This is a genomic window from Gammaproteobacteria bacterium, from assembly GCA_009845905.1.
Taxonomy (GTDB): domain Bacteria; phylum Pseudomonadota; class Gammaproteobacteria; order Steroidobacterales; family Foliamicaceae; genus Foliamicus.
In genome coordinates, this window is record VXYS01000010.1 from 84,668 (window position 1) to 100,766 (window position 16,099).

Genomic DNA, 16,099 nt, shown 5'->3' on the forward strand with positions numbered 1-16,099 from the left:
GCCCCCGGGGGGTGCGCGGCCCCCCCCCCCCCCCCCCCAAAACCACCCCCGCCCCCCCGGGCCCCCCCCCCCCGGCGCGCCCCCCCCCCCCCCCCACCCGCCCCCCCCCCCCCGCCGGGGGGGCGCCCAACTCTTCGACAAGGTCACAAAAGCGCATCGCAGGACAACGAAATCTTCAAGGGGTATCGACTCGCCAAGGCTACAATCGGCAATCGCGCTTGAGGCGACGGACTTTGCTAGCCCGACTGCTTGTACGCCTGCACTTCATTCTGCCGCTGCTGACGCTCAGCCGGCTGGCGGCGCGCGTTTCGCGATTCAGGGGCCCGGGGGGAGTGCTGATTCGCGCTTTCGCCTGGCTCTTCTCCATCGACCGGGAGGAGGCCGCCAGGCCCGTCCCCCAGGGATACGCCAGCCTCGCCGAGTTCTTCTCGCGCGAACTCAAGGAAGGCGCCCGAGTTCCGGAAAACGGCGAGGAATGCGTGGTCAGTCCCGCCGACGGATTGTTGACGCGGATCGGGGAGATCAACGGCACGTCACACCTGCAGGCAAAGGGAACCGGGTATTCCATCGAGGAGTTGCTGGGCGGCGCGCGTTGCGCCGCTCCTTACGAGGACGGACATCTGGCGGTCATCTACCTGCGGCCATCGGATTATCACAGGGTGCGCATGCCTCTTGAAGGCCAGTTGCGCGAAGTCGTGTACCTGCCCGGAAGACGGCTGTCGGTCAATCCCGCAATCATTGATTCGGCGCCCGCGGTGCTGGCGACCAACGAGCGCGCGGCGCTGCATTTCGACACCGGCGGGGGCAAGTTCTGCGTGGTCATGGTCGGCGCGCTCAACGTCGGCTCCATCAGCACCGCGTTTGATATCCGCACCGACGCGAACATTCCGCCGGTGCCCACCCGCTGGAGGTTTCCCGGCCCGCGCGGCGCGAAGTGCGAACGCGGCGACTACCTCGCACATTTCAATCTCGGCTCCACGGTAGTGCTGGTGGCCACGCGGGACCTGCTTGCCTGGCTGCCGGAGCGCCAACCCGTGGAAGAAGTCCGCTGCGGCCAGGTGCTGGGGCAACGGTTGCCCCTGGAAGTCTGACCCGAATCCCGCCACGGGCGGTCAGGCGCGGCCGATGTATTCCCCGGTGCGCGTGTCCACCTTGATGACCGCGCCTTCTTCCACGAACAGCGGTACGCGCACGACGGCGCCGGTCTCCAGGGTCGCCGGCTTGACGCCCCCCGTGGCGGTGTCGCCCTTCATTCCGGGATCGGACTGCGTGACCTTCAACTCGACGAAATTCGGCGGCGTGACCGTCAACGGCGCGCCGTTGAACAGCGTGACCCGGCAGCGGCTCTGATCCACCAGCCAGCGTTCGCAGCCGCCCATGGCCGCTTCGTTCGCTTCGTACTGCTCGTACGTCTCCGCGTCCATGAATACCCACTCGTCCCCGGTGCTGTACAGATACTCCATTTCCCGGTCGACCACATCGGCCGCGGGAATCGATTCTCCGGAACGGAAGTTCCGCTCGATCACGCGGCCGGTGCGGAGGTAACGAAGCTTGACGCGGGTGAACGCCTGGCCCTTGCCGGGCTTCACGAACTCGGTCCCGAGAATCGCGCAGGGCTCGTCGCCCAGCATCACCTTGAGCCCGTTCTTGAACTCGTTGGTCGAATACGAAGCCATGGGAACGCGGGCGTTCCGCCCTCAACCAAACAGTTCCGCCATGAAGTTCAGCACCGACTGCCACGACCGCCGGTCCGCCGACTCGCTGTAGCCGATGCCGTCGGCCAGCGCGGGCGCGTCGTGCGTGAAACCGTGCAGCGCATGGCCGTAGGCGTGGATTTGCCAGTCCGCGCCCGCTTCCGTCATTTCCGTGGCCAGTCCGACCACCGTGTCCGGCGGAACCATCGGGTCGGCCCAGCCGTGCAGCACCAGCACCTTGGAACTTATGGCGTTTCCACCGGTGTTCCCCGGCGGGTTGAACAGCCCGTGCAGGCTTACGACGCCCTTCACCGGGGCGCCGACCCGCGCCAGGTCCAGCACGCAAAGGCCGCCGAAGCAATAGCCGATCGCGGCCATGTTCCCGCCGTCGACTTCCGGCTGCGCCGCGGTGCATTCCAGTCCGGCCAGAAGGCGTGCCTGCAGAAGCGCCCGGTCCTCGATCAGCGGGTTCATCAGCGCCATGTTCTCCTCCACGCTCTGGCCGAGAACGCCCTTGCCGTACACGTCCAGCGCAATCCCGACGTAGCCTTCGCCCGCCAGCTGCTCCGCCGCCTCGCATTCGTGCTCGGCGCGCCCGCTCCAGGCATGCGCCACCGCCACGGCCGGCGCGGGCCCGCGCGCGTCGTCCCAGTACATTCGCGCCTCGAAAACCTTGTCCCCGTGGCTGTATTCCACGTCCCGCATGCGTATCGCCATCCGCCATTCTCCCGGCAAGCTCCCAATCGGAGCGCGAATTTTATCCCCTGCCCCGCCGGTTCCGAACGAGGACTTCGGTCGAGTGCGAGTTGAACATTCGCCCTTGATTCACCCGCGCGCAGCGGGCGTGGTACGGTACCGCGCTTTACGCGGAGGCGACGAAGTTGAAGCACCCTGTCCTGGCCTGTCTTGGTTTGCTGCTGTGTCATGGCGCCGCGCAGGGCGCGGGCGCATCGGGCGGCACGTCCGAACGGGCCGGCGGGGATTGGCTGGAAATCGGGGGTCATGTCGACCTGGACTCGGTGCATAGGCGTCCGGAAAACGAGGACGGATATAGCAATACCGGCATATCGGAGGTCGGTTTGGGCCTGGCGGCGGCGGTCACCGACTGGGCTGCGGTGGAGGCCGGTTTCCTCTACGAGCACACGGACCTGGGCGACAGGGAGAATGTGCCCGGCAGCGAAGCGACCTTCCTGGAGACCGCAACCCTCCGCTTCGGCCCCCCGGAAGGGCCGTGGTCTGTTTCCGCAGGCCGGCAGTTTCTGCCATTCGGCGTTTTCGACACGCGCATGTTTTCGGAGCCGCTGACGCTTGAGCTCGGCGAGACCAATGAGATTGCCGTCAGCCTCGGGTGGAGTTCCGGCGGGCTAACGACGACCCTGTTCGGTTTCGGCAAGAACGACGATCTCGAGTCGGACAGCGGCGTCGCCGGCTATGGAGCGGCCGTTTCCTTTTCGTCCGAGCGCGAGGAAACCGGCCTGGCCCTGAACCTGGCGCTCACCAGCGATTTGAGCTATTCCGCGAACGTGCTGGGCGTGCTTGCGGACACGACCGCAAATGAAGGACCTGCCGACCGGATCGCCGGCCTGTCGGCGCATGCCGCCCTGCGCTACGGCGCCACCACGCTGATCGCGGAATACGTGGGCGCGCTCGATTCCTACGCCGTCCGGGAAATGGAGTTTGCCGGGCGCGGAGCCCAGCCGGCAAGCTGGCTGCTGGAAGCAGCCTACGACTTCGTGGCAGGCGGCAAGAACGCCACTGCGGCGCTCGGCTACCAGGCGACCCGGGAAGCGCTCGCGCTGGAACTGCCCGCCCGGCGCCTGATTGCCATAGTTTCCCTGCAACTCTCCGACCCGTTCACGCTTGCCGTGGAATGGGGGCGGGACAGCGACTACGCGGCAGGCAAAGGCGGAAGCGGCGAAGGCGCCAATTTCGTAACGGTTCAGCTTTCCTGGGCTTTCTGACGGCGGATCGAAGCTCTCAGATTCCCGACAGTGATTTGCCGGCGTCCACCGGCAGGACGGCGCCGGTGATGAAGCGGGCCTCGTCGCTGATCAGGAAGTTGACGGCGTCGACGACGGACTCGACCGGCGGTATGGTCTGGTGGAAACGCGCCAGCGGCATTTCGGACAGGATTTCTTCCCTGACCTCCTCTGCGGTGCGGTGCTCGGAAGTAATGGGGTCGATCAGGCGCTCGTCCATCACCCGGTCGGACATGATGGGGCCCGGGCAGACGGCGTTCAGCCGGATCCCGCGCTCGGCGACCTCCGCGGCCAGCAGCGTGGTCAGGCGGTTCAGCGTTATCTTGCTCAGGGCGTAGGCGGCTTCAACCCTGCCCGGCTGCAGGGCGGTGGCGCTGGACAGAAACACCATCGCGCCGCCGGATTTCATCATCGGCGAGACCGCCGAAGCCAGCAGGAAGGAGCCCTTCACGTTGGTGTCCATGACCCGGTCCCAGTCCTCCTCTTCCAGTTCGAGCAGGGACCTGCGCATGTTGATGCCCACGCAATTGACGAACACGTCGATCTGTCCGCCAAAGAAGTCCTGCGACTCCACGGCGAATTCCCGGACCTGGTCGCTGCGGGTCACGTCGCACTGGCGGTAGCGCAACTGCCCGGCGTCCGCTTCTTCGAGGGGCCGGAAGCCGAACTCCAGGCTCCTTGCGTCCAGCTTGTCGATCACGAGCAATTTCGCGCCCTGGCGGATAAACGACCGGCACAGGGCCTCGCCAATCCCCCTTCCGCCGCCGGCAACCGCGACATGCCGGTCCATCATGCTCATGACCTACTCCTGCGCGGCCGGCGCGGCGGCGGTCAGTCGCCGGCGAATTCGGCGATTCCGGCCAGGGAGCGCTCGACGCCCACGTTTGCACTGGCCGTGATCTCGCCCGATTCCAGGCTCATCCGCACGCATTCGCCGGTAAAGAAATTGCCGCCGAGCACATGCTCGCCGTCCGCCGATACGCACATCGACGCCCAGCCGAATCCGGGCATGGGCAGTTCCCGCAGCCGCTGACCCTGTTCGCTCAGGACTTCCACGGCGTTCCCGCGCATGTGAAGCAGCGCGCCGTCGTGTGCGTATCCCACCGCGAAACACATCGCAGCGCGGTCTTCCTCCGGCAGATTCAGCACGTCGGGCAACTGCCCGGAAGCCTCGAGGTCGAAGCGCATGATCCGCTTGCCGGTCTCCGACACGTACACCAGCGTCCTGCCGTCCGGCGCCAGCGTGGAATGCGTGACCCCGAGGAACCCGCCCATGCCGCCGGTCGTTTCGGTGGCGTGTTCCGCGACCAGCCGGCCGTCGGCCGCATATTCGAATACGTGGCCGTCGCCCAGGCTGTCGGTTCCCGGCATCCGCGCGAGAACGGTCTTGAGCGGATAGCGGATCTCCGAACCGACCATGTGTTCGGCCAGGTAAATCTGCCCCTCCGGGCCGAAGTTCACGTTGGAGAACGAGCGTTTGGCGAATTCCACGTGCGGCAACCGTTGTCCGTCGGACCCCACCCGGATCACCAGGTGGGCGTTGCTGTCAAAGGCCCAGAGGACCCCGCCCGGATCGAATTTCAGGCCGCCCACCAGGTGGGTGCTGTCGTCGATCCAGAGCACGCCCTTTTCGTTCAGGCCGGCGTCGTACTGGATGATGCGTCCCGGTCCGGCGTGATCGTCCTCCGGATCGTTGAGAAGCGTGGCGCCGACGAACACGTCGCCCGGGCTGAAGGGCTGAATGGTCGATTCTCTGCTCATGTTGCGGCTCCTTTCAGGAATGGCGTGACCGCCTCGCCCCATTGCGCCGGGTTGTCGGGCAACAGTTGAGAGTCGCAATGCGCGTGCTGGCCGGCGAGGCGCTCGCTCAAGTCGCGGGCGACATCCCACTTGGCCGTGGCCAGCAGAACCGGAATCTCCGCATCCGCCAGGCGCTGTCCGGTGCGATACCTGAAGTGCGCGTGGTACGCCTTGCGCCACATGACCGGCGCCCGCAGCACCTCGACCACGCGGCGGTGCACCATGTCCGGATCCAGGTACGGTTCGCCTTTCAGCATCGACTCCGCTGTGCGCGCGTACCAGGGGAAGTAGATGCCTTGGTCGCGCATCATGTGCCACGCCTCAAGAAGGTGTCCGCCGTGCCATTGGGGAACGATTTCCGGCGTGTAGTTCGCCAGCAGATCGGCCTGCTCCTCCGGCGTGTGGTCGATCAGGCCGGTGATGACCAGCCGCCCTACCCGGCCGGGATTTTCGATGGCCAGATCGAGCAGCACCGAACCGCCGCCCCAGACGCCGTAGCCGTTCACCTGCTCCAGGCCCAGCGCGTCCAGAACCTGCGCCAATGCGTCTCGGTAGTCGGCAACGCTCACGTCGCCCTCGCCGATGGTGTTGTCCGAATCGGCGTGCCCCGGCAGTTCCACCGCGAGCACCGGATGAGATCCGATCAGGGACTCGGCCAGTCCCTGCACCGTACGTCCGGAACCGGCCGCATCATGCTGCACGACCACCGTCGTGCCGTCGGCGTCGGTGTTGCGAAAAACGCGAACCTGGCCGCCGGGAATCGAGACCATCTCGCTCCACAGGCGTCCTTGAAGCGCCTGCGCCGGCGGCGAGGCCGGCGGGACCGGAGCGGGATGGGCGGCCAGCAGCTCGAAGCAATTGTCACGCGCCGCTTGAGGAGTCGGGCTCGAATACACCTCGACCCCGTCGGGCGGCGGCGGTATGCGTTCGAGCTGGGACGCCAGGACGTCGCCGACCCAGCAGGTAATCAGACCCGGCACCTTGAGTTCCACCACGGCTTCCGCACCGTCGTGCGAGAACGCGCAGCCGTAGGCCTTGCGGTAGTTGTCGCCGGCGCGCAGGAATTCCAGCACCTCGTTCTGCAGATGGTCGGCGGACGGCAGGTCGTATGACATCCGGGAGGCGGCGCGCAGGTCGTACCACGGGAAGAACATCAGTTGCTGGCGCAGGCGGCTCCACAGCCAGGTGAGATGGGAACCGTCCCAGGCGGGAACGAAGGCCGGCAGGTAGTTGGCCAGCAGTTCCGCCTGTTCCTCTTCGTTGAAGGCGCCGTAACCGTTGACCGCCACCGCTGTCACGAGGTCCGGATGCCGGGCCGCCGTCTCGGCCGACATCGCGGCGCCGGTATGGAAGCCGTACAGGCCCGTCTTCGTGATGCCGAGAGCACGGATGAATTCCGCCACACAGTCGGCGAAGTCGGCCATCGTCAGGTCATCTCCCTCAGGTGGGTCCGATGCTCCGTAGCCGGGCGTGTCCGGCGCAATCACGGTGAAATGCCGGCCCCACTCCTTCATCAGCGGCACGTATTCAAGCGACGACTGCGGCGACTGGTGCAGCAGCACCAGCGACGGTCCGTCGCCCGCGCGCCGGTAGTGCACCTGGCGCTCGCCGTACCTCCCGCGGATGCTGACGAAGTGTCGGGTAATCGTTACGTTGCCATCACTCATGCTTCGACCTCCTTAGGCGGCTGCGCCCGCGAGCCGCCAAACCATACAAGCAGTCCCATCAGGCAGGGAACCAGTATTACAACCGAACCGAACAGCGGCGCGTTGGCGCCCTCGGACTGGAACAGCATGCCTCCGATGGGAGGCGATATGGTCCTGCCCAGCCAGTTGGAAGACTGGAACAGGCCCAGCACGGTGCCCCGTTCGGTCACCGACGCGTATTTGGAAACCAGGCTGGAAATATTGGGCACCAGCAGCGCGCTGCCGCTGGCCAGCAGGCCCAGGCCCAGCACCAGCCAGGGTTGACCGGTAAAGTCCGCCAGCACACCGGTGCCGATCCGCAGCCACTCCGGCCCCGCCAGGGCGCCGAACCAGGCGAGCAGCAACATTCCCACTGCATAGAGCACGATGCCGGCGGCGATGACCGGCACTTCGCCGAACCGGATCGAGAGCCTGCCTGCAATCAGGCCCTGGATCACGGCGACCCAGAGCCCGAGGAAAAGAAACTGGACGCCCACGTGTCGCGGCCCCCAGCCCAGCGTATCCCCGACCCACAGAGGCATCATCACTTCGAACATGCCGGCCGCCGTCATCCAGAGTAGCCCCAGAACCAGAAGCCGCTTGACCACGGGGCGCGAACCCACCTCGCCCCATTGCCGTAACTCGGCGCCCAGGGGCTGGGAAGCCACGCGCTTCTCCGGCGGCAGGCTTTCGCGCATGAACAGGAGGATGACCACCAGCAGCAGCCCCGCCAGCGCCGCGCCCAGGAGTCCAGGCTGCAGCAGGGTGGCGGTGTCCGCCGTCTCGCCTCCCAGGATTCCGCCGACGAATGGTCCGAGGATGAAGCCCAGGCTGATTCCGGCCCCCATGATTCCCATTCCCTTGGCCCGGTTCCTGGGCGTAGTGGTGTCGGCCACCCAAGCCTGGCTGACGGAAAACAGTCCGCCCGCCAGACCGCCCACGAGACGGGAGACGAACAGCGTCAGGGCGTCGTAGGCGAAAGCCAGGCCAAGGAAAGCAATCATCGTGCTGGCCGCGCAAAGGGCCAGAATCAGCTTGCGGCCGTAGCGGTCGCTCAGCCGACCCCAGATCGGCGTCGCTATGAGCTGTCCGATCGCATAGCTGGCGACGATCCATCCGGCCATGGCCTCGCCGCCGCCGAAATCCTCGGCCACGAACATGATGGACGGCAGCACGATGCTGAAGCCCATCGCGCCCAGCAGCACAAGTGCGAAAATAATGAACATAGACCGGGACCCGGCGAAAAACACCGGGCATTATGCCCGCAACGCGGGAAACGGAAGCGGGTAAGATACGCGCGCCATGCCCGAGCGACACGCCGAAGTACTGATTGCCGGGGCCGGCCCGGTGGGCTGCACGGCGGCCCTGGCGCTGGCGCGCGCCGGCGTCTCCGTCATCATGGTCGAGGGTTGCGACACGCTGCCGCTGGAACTGCGGGCTTCGACCTTCCACCCGCCCACGCTAGACCTGCTGGAGGACCTGGACCTCACCCGTCGTCTGATCCCTCTGGGGCTGATCACGCGCGACTACCAGTACCGCGACCGGACGACGGGCGAGGCGGCGATTTTCGACCTGGGACTGCTGTCCGGCGACACAGGGCATCCCTACCGCCTGCAATGCGAGCAATACAAGCTCACGCAGGTCGTCTGCGAAATGCTCCGGGACTACCCTAACGCCCAGGTCCTGTTCGGACGGGAAGTGATCGGCGCGAGGCAGGACGGCGACGGCGTCCGGATGCTGTGCTTCACCGGCGAACAGGAGGAGCTGTACACGGGCCGCTACCTGATCGGGGCCGACGGCGCCAACAGTTGCGTGCGCAAGAGCATGACGGTGCGCTACGAAGGATTCACCTATCCGGAGAAATTCCTGGTCCTGAGCACGCCGTTCGACTTCGCCGCCCACATGCCGCAGTTGAGCAACGTGAACTACGTGGCCGATCCCGACGAATGGTGCGTGCTGCTGAGGACCGTGGACCTGTGGCGGGTGCTTCTCCCCACCGTGCCCGGCGAGCCGGACGAAAGGTTCCTGGCGCCGGATTATGCGGAGGACCGGCTGAACGCGATAGTCCCCCGGGACGAGCCGTACGAAGTGGTGCACCGCACGCTGTACTGGGTGCACCAGCGGGTTGCCGAAACCTACCGGCAGGGCAACCTGCTGATCGCGGGCGACGCCGCCCACATCAACAATCCGCTGGGCGGCATGGGGATGAACGGCGGCATACACGACTCGATCGTGCTCGCGGAGAAACTGGTGGCGATCCTGCAAGAAGACGCGAGCGAAGATCTGCTGGATGTCTACGACCACCAGCGGCGGACGATCGCCGGCGAGTTCGTTCAGAAGCAGACGATAGAGAACAAGGAGCGGATGGAGTCGCTGGATCCGGACGCGCAGCGCAAGCGCCAGGCGGAGTTCATGCGCATCGCCGCCGATCCCGAAAAGGCCCGCGCCTTCCTGCTACGCACCAGCATGATCGAAGCCTGGCGCGACAGCGTCGCCCTCGGCCAAACCTGACGGGAGGGTTATTTCTGGGCGAAGCGGGCGCGGCCGGCGGTGATGCCGGCGCTGGCCTCGAATTCCTCGAAGAACCGCTTTGCGTCTGAATCGTTGTTCAGCCACGCGTCCAGGAAGGCCGTGGTGACGCCGGCCAGGATCTCCATGCCCCCCGTGTCGTGGGCGCCGCCGCGATTGTCCGGCCCGCCGCGGTCGTCCCTGCAGATCAGACCGCCGAGGTAGTGATCGCCTGCCTCCAGCACCACGGAATACTTGTCGCCCGGCGGAGTCAGGCCGAACGCCGACATCCGCCACTCCCAAGGATAGATCGTCGGTCCGCCGATATTTCCTAAGTCCAGCGTGCCGCCCGTTACGAGCACCGGACCCGGCACCCGGTCAAAGGAGCCGTCGGCCATCTGCGGCATCTCGCCGACGCCGCTCATGACGATGGCGGCATCGAAACCGAGGGAGTAACTGACGCTCTCCGTACTGTGCAGGTCCTTTAGCGGCTGTCCCCAGATGACCTGGGCGATCATTCCGCCGAAGGAGTGGCCGGCAATCGCCTTGCGGCCATAGTCGATCCGGCCTGTCAGCCCGGGAATGTCCTGGCCGGGCGCAAAAAGCGCATCCAATACACGCCCCACGTCGGATATACGGATATACAGGAGGTTGCGGGCATCTTCGGGGCTCAGCCGGCCTTCCGAGGTCGGGCAGTCGGGATGCTCCGGCAACACCACCGCGTAGCCGTGCGAGGCCCAGTGATCGGTCAACCCCGCATAACTCTCGCGATAGCAACCGAAACCGTGCGAATACACCACCAGCGGAAACGGGCCCTCTGCGTCGGGGTAGGCGATTCGCGCGCGCAGGCTGCGCTGTCCGGGCTCGGCAGGCAGCACGTGGTTCTCGATGACGTGCACGCCGTGCGGCCCCCACGCCGTCTTGTAGGCTGCGGGCGCCTCGTCGGCCGTCGCCGCTGCAGACAAACAGATCAGACCCAGGGTCAGCGCCAAACGCTTCGTGGTGAATGCTTGCATGACAAATATTTCTCCTTTTTCCTGCCGCGCGGTCGACAGCCGGCGGTTATGGTCTGATTGCTATACTGGGAAACGGAATGATAAGCCGGGGTGATTGGGGTAGTTCAACGGATGTAGAAGATGACAAATACATATAGAGCAGCCCTCCTCGTGCTTTCAACGCTTCTGGTTTCCGCCTGCGGCAGCAGCGGCGGAAACCAGACTCCCCCGCCTCCCCCGGCCGCTCCCCAGCAACCCGATCGTCCCGACCCCACCAGCTTTCCCGACGACCCGGGGCTGACCGCAGCGCAGGAGTCGGAGCGCATGGCGATCTCGGGCTCACCGGAGTTTGCCAGCCAGTGGAGTCTTTCAGCAATCGGGGCCGACTACGCCTATGCCCGTGGCTATACCGGCGCCGGCGTAACCGTCGGAATCATCGACTCGGGTGTCGATCCCAACCACAGCGCAATCGCCGGAAAGCTCCACCCCAGTTCCGGGGTAGCTTCTCGGACCTGCAACGGCGGAATCTGCTCCTTCAGCCCGATTCGCGATACCGGCACGCACGGGACCGCCGTGGGCGGCATCATCGTCGCAGCCAGTACCGGCGGTCGCATGCATGGTGTCGCTTACGACGCGGAACTGCTGGCGCTCGGAATCCAGTTGGGCACTGCGCCGCCCGCATACCGTCCCGTGGATCTGAGCAACCCGGATTCGTTCCGCAGCATTGACGAGCAAGGTCAGGGCCTGTACCGGAGAATCGGCAGCGCTACGCGAATCGTCAATCACAGTTTCGGCTACGAGGGCGTCGTTACCGACTACACGGCCGCTCAGTACCGGGCCGCCTTCGGCCGTACCGTGGACAGCCTGATACAAGCCGGCACGCCGAACTCGGAAAAGATCATTCTGGTATGGGCGGCGGGCAACTCCAACGGCAGGCGCGATGCCCAAGGGAACCTGGCCGACGCTTCCTCGCCGGGTCTGACCGCCGCTACGCCCCACTACTTCGCGGAGTTGAGAGGACATTTCATTTCAGTCGTAGCCACCGGCCGGGACGGCGAGATTGCGGGTTACTCCAACCGCTGCGGAGTCGCGGCGGATTACTGCATCGCCGCGCCGGGTTCGGGGATATACGTGCCGGCTGCCGGCAGTGCCGACAACTATGGGAACGGATCGGGAACATCGTTCGCCGCGCCCCAGGTAGCGGGTGCGCTGGCGCTGATGGAGCAGGCCTTCCGCGGGCAACTGGGTTCCACCGAGATGGTGAGCCGGCTGTTCGCGGCGGCGAACAAGTCCGAGATTTACGCGGACCGCAATACCTACGGCCAGGGGCTGCTGGACGTCGAGAAGGCCACGCGGCCCCTTGGAATGACGAGCGCTTCGCTTGGCCACAGCCTGGACGGACCGGTGGTCGCCGTACAACGCACGGCGATCGCGGCTGGCCCGGCCTGGGGCGACGCTTTGCAAAACGCGTTCGCCGGACGCGAACTGGCGGTGTTCGACAGCATGAATGCCCCGTTCTTCATTCCGATGGAGAGCTTCAATGCGCATTGGCCGCTGGATGACGCCTACAGGGCCGATCGGCGGTTCGCCCGTTTCGTCGATAGGGCCTCGAAAAACGGCCCGGTAGCGGCCGCGCTGTCGGGCGACTGGACGGTTTCGTCGGCCCGGGGGCTAGCCCGCGCGCTCTACAACCGGGAGAACGCACGGCAGGCCTGGAACCCGCCCGCGCAATTGCGGAACGCCTGGGTGGCGCTGGGAACACCGGGGGTCGGCGTGGCGCGCGATCTGCTCAGGCTGGGCGATCGGGGAACGCTTCGCAGCGGATTCTTCCTTCAGAATCCGGGGGTTGCGCGCGGCGAGCGGCTGGCGGCGCCCGGACGGGCGCAGGGCGCTTTCCTGAACCTGGACCTCGGTGGAGGCGCCCAAAGACTCTTCGCGGAATTCGGTCTGCTAAGTGAGTCGGAGCGGCTGCTGGGAGCGGGCGCGGAAGGAGCCTACGGGCGTTTCGCGGGCCGCACCTGGTTTTCGCGATTCCTGGTGGAGCGGGACATCGCGATGGGGTTCAGGCTTGTCGCCGTGGCGCAGGCGGGCCATACATCGGGCGAGGCCGGCCGGGGGCTGTTTCGGGAAACGCGGGGCGTGTTGAGCAGCGCGTTCAGCACGGGAGTTCACTGGGACCGCAAAGGCCCCGGCAAACGCGAGCGGGTCTGGCTCATGGCGTCGCAACCGCTGAGGAACGAGTCGGGGGGCCTTGAACTGGATTATCCGACCGGCAGGACGCGCGCGGGTGACGTGCTGCGGGAAACGGCATGGATCGGCGCGGCGCCGAGCGGCCGGCAGATCGACCTGACGCTGGGCTACGAAACGATGCTGCCTTCGAACGTCGCCGGGGAAACGGACTGGCGGGTCCGGATTGAAGCCTGGCGCTCCTTCAGCCCCGGGCATCGCGCCGGGGCGCGGCCCGAGAACGCACTTTACCTGGCGGTTTCCCGCGGCTTCAGCGGTCGCTAGAGGGCACCTTGGGAGCGAGGGCCTCTCGCCCTCTTTCCCAGGCGGTTACTGGCCGGCGGCGCCCGCGTCGCGCTCGACGGCGCGCACCCAGACGCGGCCGTCGTCACCGAGCTCGGATACTTCAAGGCCCACTCCGATCACGTTGGCATAGGCCTGCAGGCGTTGCCGCACCCAGATGTCGTGGACTTCCGCTTCGGTCATGTCGTGCTGGCCAAGCCGCCGGGTCTGCGTGAGCACGCGCGACCAGGGCGACTGCCAGGCACGATAACCGGGCTTGCTCTCGGTCTCGAAGATCAACTGGTAATGGCAGGAAGTGCGATCGACCATTCCGACCATCACCATCTCGAGGTCGCCGGTGCGCTCGTAGTGCGAGCGGATGCGCTTCAACAGCGGCTGCAGCGTTTTGACCTCGTGCGCGATCAGGTCGTCGATCATGCCGCGGTCCTTGGCGAACTGCATTTGCGACAGCAGCGCCTTGACCAGCGCGTCGTTGAGTTCATGCACATAGGACTCGTCCTCGTGCATGGTCTTCAGCACAACGCCGATCGCCAGGCCCAGTTCATGCTCGCGGCCTTCCAGCCCGCTGCTGGCGCCGGCGAACTGCGCATCGCCGCTCGGTTCGGCCACCGCCAGCGACGACGCCGTAAGGGCTGCGCAGGCAAACAGGGTAATTGTGGTCTTGTTCATTGGTTCTCTCCTACCAGGGTAGAACCCGACCGTCGACATTGATCGGCAGTCCGGGATCTTCAAGTGTAGCGTCGGCGATGATTTCCGCCATCCCGGCCGCGCTTTCTTCCGTCGTGAGCGCCTCTCCGGTGTAGCCGGATTCCCTCAGCAGCCGGGTATCGACCATGCCGGGCGAAATCAGCAGCACGGCAACGCCACGCGGCTGCAGGTCGGTGCGCAAGGCCCGCCAGCCCATGTTCAGCGCCGACTTGCTCATGCGATAAAAATACAAGCCCCGCATACGGCCCATCAGCGTCAGCGAAGCGACGCCGCTGGTAATCGCGACGATTTTCCCTCCGGCGGCGGCGACATTGTCCGCGAGCGCCTCCGACAGGCGTAGCGGAGCGTAGACGTTCACGGCCATGGTCTGCTCGAACCGGTCGTAGTCCAGTCCGCCCAGGCTTTGTTCGGGCAGGGGACCAAGAACTGCCGCATTGTTGATCAGCAGGTCGATGGGCTGGCCCGCATGGCGATCGGCGAGGGCGCTTATATGGTCCTCCCGGGTCACATCCAGCTGCTCGACGCTCAGGTTGGCGTATTCGGCGGCCAGGGCGTTCAGGTCGTCGGCCCGGTCCGGACTCCGGCAGGTGGCGACAACGTTCCAGCCCTGCTCCGCATACCATTCCGCGAACGCCAGTCCGATTCCGCGATTCGAGCCGGTAATAACGACGGTCGGCGGAACGCCGTCCGCGGCCTGCGCCTCCTGTTCGGCGGCGGCAGCGGCAGGCAGGCTGAACAGCAGCCCCAGAACCATGACCGGCAACGGCGCGGCGGATCCTGCCCGCACCGTCATTCTGCGAAGTCGTTTCATGCGCAATCCTCCCTGAGCGCATTGTAAGCCAAGCCAGCGTAGGGTCATCCCGGCAGTTTGAGGCTAAACTTGCCCATTCCGCCGGGCCGGGAGCATACGGCCGGCGGCATTTGACGGGAGTTTCCAAGGGAGTCTTCACAGTGGCGCAAACCAAGAGCACGAGCGCGACCGCGGCGCAACCCAGCTACATTCCGACACGCGAGGAACTGGTACTTGAGGCACGCAAGCTGGTGCCGGTACTCCGCGAGCGCGCCCAGGCTACCGACGAGCTTCGTACGCTGCCCGACGAAACCGTGGCCGATCTGAAGGCGGCCGGAATCCACAAGATTTTCACGCCCCGGCGCTACGGCGGATTCGAGATGGACTGGGGCGCGCACGTGGACGTGTCCCGCGAACTCGGTCGCGGCTGCGGTTCCACGTCATGGGTGTCGTCCGTGGTGATGTCCCACACCTGGATACTCGGGCGCTTTCCGGTGCGTGCGCAGGAGGAATTCTGGCCGGACAGGCCCGATGCGATCATCGCGACCGCCTTTGCCGGCGGCGGAACGATGGAGCCGGTGGACGGCGGCTTCGTGCTGAACGGCCAGTGGCGTTTCGCCAGCGGCGTGGACCACGCGAACTGCGCCGTCGTGGGGGGGCGCTACAACATCAAGAATCGCACTTCCGAGGGCAGGTTGAGATACCGCATGGCGCACCTGTTGCCGGAAGATTATGAGATCGTCGACACCTGGCATGCGGAGGGGCTGAAGGGCACCGGAAGCAAGGACATACTGGTCAAGGACCGTTTCGTGCCGGAGTACCGGACCGTGCGATCGGAGGAGCTGGCCGGCAAGGAACCCCCGGGAGCGAAGCTGCACGAGAGCTATATCTATCGCACCGAACTCGGACAGCTTTTCTATACGCTGCTGTGCGGGCCGATGCTGGGGGCTACCCGCGGCGGCCTGGAACACTACCTGGAACAGACCCGGGAACGCACGGGACAGATGTTCGGCGAGAGCATCGTCGAGCAGGTCCCCGTGCAGATCCGGGTCGCGGAATCCTTCGAGGAACTGCGGGTAGCCGACCTGATCACCGACAACCTGATGCAGTTCCTGCACGAGGCCGGCAGTTCGGGCAAGCGGATTCGCGGTATCGATCGCCTGCGCATCCGCCGGGAACCGGCCATGGCGGCCAAGCTCTGCCTGAGCGCCATCACCCGGGTGGCCAACATGATGGGCGTGACCGGGCAGACCGGCAACAACGCCGTCCAGCGCCATTACCGCGACATGCGCACGATCTCGACCCATGGCGGCCTCAACTGGGACACCGGAATGATGCCCACGGGCAAGCTGCTGCTGGGCGTGCCCACCGGCGACCCGCTCACCGACGTGGATATCGAAAAGCCCTGATA

General features: G+C 65.9%; 14 protein-coding genes and 1 pseudogene (1 of these 15 only partly in view). 5 read left to right on the top strand and 10 right to left on the bottom strand.

Going from position 1 to position 16,099, the window contains the following annotated elements; genetic code table 11:
- Nucleotides 1-40, bottom strand: a pseudogene (gene prmB / locus F4036_11145) (50S ribosomal protein L3 N(5)-glutamine methyltransferase) (it extends 908 nt beyond the left edge of the window).
- Between prmB and psd the strand changes: the two are divergent.
- Nucleotides 12-1,091 (top strand): phosphatidylserine decarboxylase, encoded by a 1,080-nt coding sequence (psd, locus tag F4036_11150; protein ID MYK38295.1) that lies wholly within the window; start codon nt 12-14, stop codon nt 1,089-1,091. The pseudogene prmB and the gene psd sit on opposite strands and share 29 nt — an antisense overlap.
- A 21-nt stretch (nt 1,092-1,112) precedes the next feature.
- Here psd and efp read toward each other — a convergent pair whose 3' ends face one another.
- Nucleotides 1,113-1,676 carry an elongation factor P gene (gene efp, locus F4036_11155; protein MYK38296.1) on the bottom strand — a complete coding sequence of 188 codons (564 nt, stop codon included), beginning with the start codon at nt 1,674-1,676 and terminating at the stop codon, nt 1,113-1,115.
- 21 nt (nt 1,677-1,697) lie between these two features.
- Nucleotides 1,698-2,411, bottom strand: a complete 714-nt coding sequence (locus F4036_11160; GenBank protein MYK38297.1) for a dienelactone hydrolase family protein — start codon at nt 2,409-2,411, stop codon at nt 1,698-1,700.
- Nucleotides 2,412-2,575: 164 nt separating this feature from the next.
- Here F4036_11160 and F4036_11165 point away from each other — a divergent pair, with 164 nt between their 5' ends.
- Nucleotides 2,576-3,655 carry an LbtU family siderophore porin gene (locus F4036_11165; GenBank protein MYK38298.1) on the top strand — a complete coding sequence of 360 codons (1,080 nt, stop codon included), beginning with the start codon at nt 2,576-2,578 and terminating at the stop codon, nt 3,653-3,655.
- Nucleotides 3,656-3,671: 16 nt separating this feature from the next.
- Here F4036_11165 and F4036_11170 read toward each other — a convergent pair whose 3' ends face one another.
- The 4 genes from F4036_11170 to F4036_11185 are packed head-to-tail and all read right to left on the bottom strand — an operon-like array spanning nt 3,672 to nt 8,384.
- Complete coding sequence (locus F4036_11170; protein MYK38299.1) at nt 3,672-4,472, bottom strand: SDR family oxidoreductase; 801 nt, start codon at nt 4,470-4,472, stop codon at nt 3,672-3,674.
- 32 nt (nt 4,473-4,504) lie between these two features.
- A complete protein-coding gene (locus tag F4036_11175) occupies nt 4,505-5,434 on the bottom strand; it encodes a hypothetical protein (protein MYK38300.1) in 930 nt (309 codons plus the stop codon).
- Nucleotides 5,431-7,140, bottom strand: a complete 1,710-nt coding sequence (locus F4036_11180) for an alpha/beta fold hydrolase (protein MYK38301.1) — start codon at nt 7,138-7,140, stop codon at nt 5,431-5,433. Before F4036_11180 ends, F4036_11175 begins: the two co-directional genes overlap by 4 nt.
- Nucleotides 7,137-8,384 (bottom strand): MFS transporter, encoded by a 1,248-nt coding sequence (locus F4036_11185; protein MYK38302.1) that lies wholly within the window; start codon nt 8,382-8,384, stop codon nt 7,137-7,139. The genes F4036_11180 and F4036_11185 overlap by 4 nt, the downstream gene beginning before the upstream one ends.
- 76 nt (nt 8,385-8,460) lie before the next feature.
- Between F4036_11185 and F4036_11190 the strand changes: the two genes are divergently transcribed.
- Nucleotides 8,461-9,669 (top strand): FAD-dependent monooxygenase, encoded by a 1,209-nt coding sequence (locus F4036_11190; protein MYK38303.1) that lies wholly within the window; start codon nt 8,461-8,463, stop codon nt 9,667-9,669.
- Nucleotides 9,670-9,677: 8 nt separating this feature from the next.
- On the opposite strand, the gene F4036_11195 is transcribed toward F4036_11190, so the two are convergent.
- Entirely contained in the window at nt 9,678-10,682 is a 1,005-nt protein-coding gene (locus tag F4036_11195) for a hypothetical protein (protein MYK38304.1), read from the bottom strand.
- Nucleotides 10,683-10,802: 120 nt separating this feature from the next.
- Between F4036_11195 and F4036_11200 the strand changes: the two genes are divergently transcribed.
- Nucleotides 10,803-13,172, top strand: coding sequence for a S8 family serine peptidase (locus F4036_11200; GenBank protein MYK38305.1), 2,370 nt, complete (start codon nt 10,803-10,805; stop codon nt 13,170-13,172).
- 45 nt (nt 13,173-13,217) lie between these two features.
- On the opposite strand, the gene F4036_11205 is transcribed toward F4036_11200, so the two are convergent.
- Together F4036_11205 and F4036_11210 are read right to left on the bottom strand one after the other, a co-directional pair.
- On the bottom strand, nt 13,218-13,859 hold the full coding sequence (locus F4036_11205) for a hypothetical protein (protein ID MYK38306.1): 642 nt from the start codon (nt 13,857-13,859) through the stop codon (nt 13,218-13,220).
- 10 nt (nt 13,860-13,869) lie between these two features.
- The gene (locus tag F4036_11210; protein MYK38307.1) at nt 13,870-14,757 is read right to left on the bottom strand and encodes an SDR family oxidoreductase; all 888 of its coding nucleotides are present in this window, start codon (nt 14,755-14,757) and stop codon (nt 13,870-13,872) included.
- A gap of 92 nt (nt 14,758-14,849) precedes the next feature.
- Here F4036_11210 and F4036_11215 point away from each other — a divergent pair, with 92 nt between their 5' ends.
- Entirely contained in the window at nt 14,850-16,097 is a 1,248-nt protein-coding gene (locus F4036_11215) for a hypothetical protein (GenBank protein MYK38308.1), read from the top strand.
- Nucleotides 16,098-16,099: the final 2 nt, after the last annotated feature.

Bases quoted from the DNA above. Each gene is read 5' to 3' on its own strand.
- F4036_11210 (MYK38307.1), bottom strand. From the start codon at position 14,757: ATGACCCTACGCTGGCTTGGCTTACAATGCGCTCAGGGAGGATTGCGC.
- F4036_11190 (MYK38303.1), top strand. From the start codon at position 8,461: ATGCCCGAGCGACACGCCGAAGTACTGATTGCCGGGGCCGGCCCGGTG.
- F4036_11175 (MYK38300.1), bottom strand. From the start codon at position 5,434: ATGAGCAGAGAATCGACCATTCAGCCCTTCAGCCCGGGCGACGTGTTC.
- F4036_11160 (MYK38297.1), bottom strand. From the start codon at position 2,411: ATGGCGATACGCATGCGGGACGTGGAATACAGCCACGGGGACAAGGTT.
- F4036_11195 (MYK38304.1), bottom strand. From the start codon at position 10,682: ATGCAAGCATTCACCACGAAGCGTTTGGCGCTGACCCTGGGTCTGATC.
- F4036_11205 (MYK38306.1), bottom strand. From the start codon at position 13,859: ATGAACAAGACCACAATTACCCTGTTTGCCTGCGCAGCCCTTACGGCG.
- F4036_11180 (MYK38301.1), bottom strand. From the start codon at position 7,140: ATGAGTGATGGCAACGTAACGATTACCCGACACTTCGTCAGCATCCGC.
- F4036_11200 (MYK38305.1), top strand. From the start codon at position 10,803: ATGACAAATACATATAGAGCAGCCCTCCTCGTGCTTTCAACGCTTCTG.
- efp (MYK38296.1), bottom strand. From the start codon at position 1,676: ATGGCTTCGTATTCGACCAACGAGTTCAAGAACGGGCTCAAGGTGATG.
- F4036_11170 (MYK38299.1), bottom strand. From the start codon at position 4,472: ATGAGCATGATGGACCGGCATGTCGCGGTTGCCGGCGGCGGAAGGGGG.
- F4036_11185 (MYK38302.1), bottom strand. From the start codon at position 8,384: ATGTTCATTATTTTCGCACTTGTGCTGCTGGGCGCGATGGGCTTCAGC.